Consider the following 1,574-nt stretch of genomic DNA (forward strand, 5'->3'; position numbering starts at 1 on the left):
GACGCACCCTACCATATATGGCCGCACCTTTCCCATTGTGTTCATCGTACCACAAATTTCCCGGCAAATTGTAAAGTTTTGATAAAAATAACCGCCGAATTTCATCGGGCAGGAAAAACCGCCAACCCTGGTGGTAAAATAGAGGGTCAAAGGTTCAGCCATGTGAAAGGGTTTAAGGATGCTTGCCACCGTCACGCTCATCGTTACCGAAGGCAGTTTGCAAGGACGAAAATTTGTCTTCGACTCCCGCACCACCTGCATTGTGGGACGCGCCCCGGAGTGCAACCCGCAGATGCCCAATGACAAAGCACATAGCAAAATTTCCCGCTATCATTGCTTGCTCGATATCAATCCGCCCGCGATTCGGGTGCGCGATTTCGGCAGCAAAAATGGCACCTTTGTGAATGGTCAAAACATCGGACAGCGCGCCGCTCATCACAGTCCAGAAGAAGGGGCCAAACTGCAGTTTCGCCAGTACGATTTAAAAGAAGGGGATGAAATTCGCTTGAGCGATACGGTATTTCGCGTGAGAATTGATGTTACCAGCGAAGCAGAAACCGAAGAACCGATGCCAGTAATTTCGCTTTCCGGAAGCGTGCCACCAGAGGGAGAGTTCCCGGAAATTGAGGGCTATCGAGTTTTGCAATTGTTGGGGAAAGGGGGATTTGGTGAGGTATATCTGGCGCAGCAAGAGGAAACCGGGGAAACCGTGGCGCTGAAACTGATGCGTCCCGAAATTGTAGCCAATCCGCGCGCGATTCGCTGGTTTCTGCGAGAGGTGGAAAATATGAAGCAGTTGCAGCATCACAATGTGGTGCAACTGAAGGAGTGCGGCTATGGGGAGCAACTGTTCTTTTTCACCCAGGAATACTGTAACGCGGGCAGCGCGATGGATTTGATGGAACGACGGGGGGGGAAATTATCCCTCAGCGAAGCAGTCCCCCTGACCCTGCAGGCGTTGGAGGGGTTGGAGTACGCTCACAATGTGGGATTAGTCCATCGGGATTTCAAACCGGCGAATATTTTCCTCTCCCGCGTGGGTCAATCCTATATCGCCAAGGTGGGAGACTACGGCTTGGCGAAAGCGTTCGATTTAGCCGGATTGAGCGGTCAAACCCAGACGGGGACGAAGGCGGGGACGCCGGTATTTATGCCGCGCCAACAGTTGCTCGATTTCAAGTATGCCAAACCGGCGGTGGATGTGTGGGCGGCGGCGGCTTCTTTATACTATTTCTTGACTGGGGCATTTCCGCGCGATTTTACGGGCCAAGACCAAGACCCGTTTTTGGTGGTGTTGACCACCTCGGCAATTCCCATCCGCGATCGCGACCCTTCGATTCCCCAGTCGTTGGCGCAGTTAATCGATTTAGGGTTGCAGGATAACCCAGAGATTTATTTTAAAAATGCCGCCGCCTTTCAACGGGCCCTATCCCAGGTGTGGCGATCGCTCTCGTAATCCCAAAACCTCGTAGGGTAGGCAATACCCATCATCCCCGGTTCGGGCATTGCACGGATTGGCATTGCCCACCGGAGGCCATGCTAGGAGGCTGAGCCTCGCGGGAGGGTTCCCAGGC

2 protein-coding genes are annotated in these 1,574 nt (G+C 53.4%); one reads left to right on the forward strand and one right to left on the reverse strand.

Annotation, left to right across the window (positions count from 1 at the left end; genetic code table 11):
- On the reverse strand, positions 1-201 hold a 201-nt coding region (locus tag AC0QH1_RS09580; RefSeq protein ID WP_324630850.1), incomplete at its 3' end, for a hypothetical protein.
- Here AC0QH1_RS09580 and AC0QH1_RS09585 point away from each other — a divergent pair.
- Positions 179-1,456 carry a protein kinase domain-containing protein gene (locus tag AC0QH1_RS09585; RefSeq protein ID WP_324630851.1) on the forward strand — a complete coding sequence of 426 codons (1,278 nt, stop codon included), beginning with the start codon at positions 179-181 and terminating at the stop codon, positions 1,454-1,456. The two genes, AC0QH1_RS09580 and AC0QH1_RS09585, sit on opposite strands and share 23 nt — an antisense overlap.
- The last annotated feature ends 118 nt before the right edge of the window (positions 1,457-1,574 follow it).

This window comes from Phormidium sp. CCY1219, from assembly GCF_055795085.1.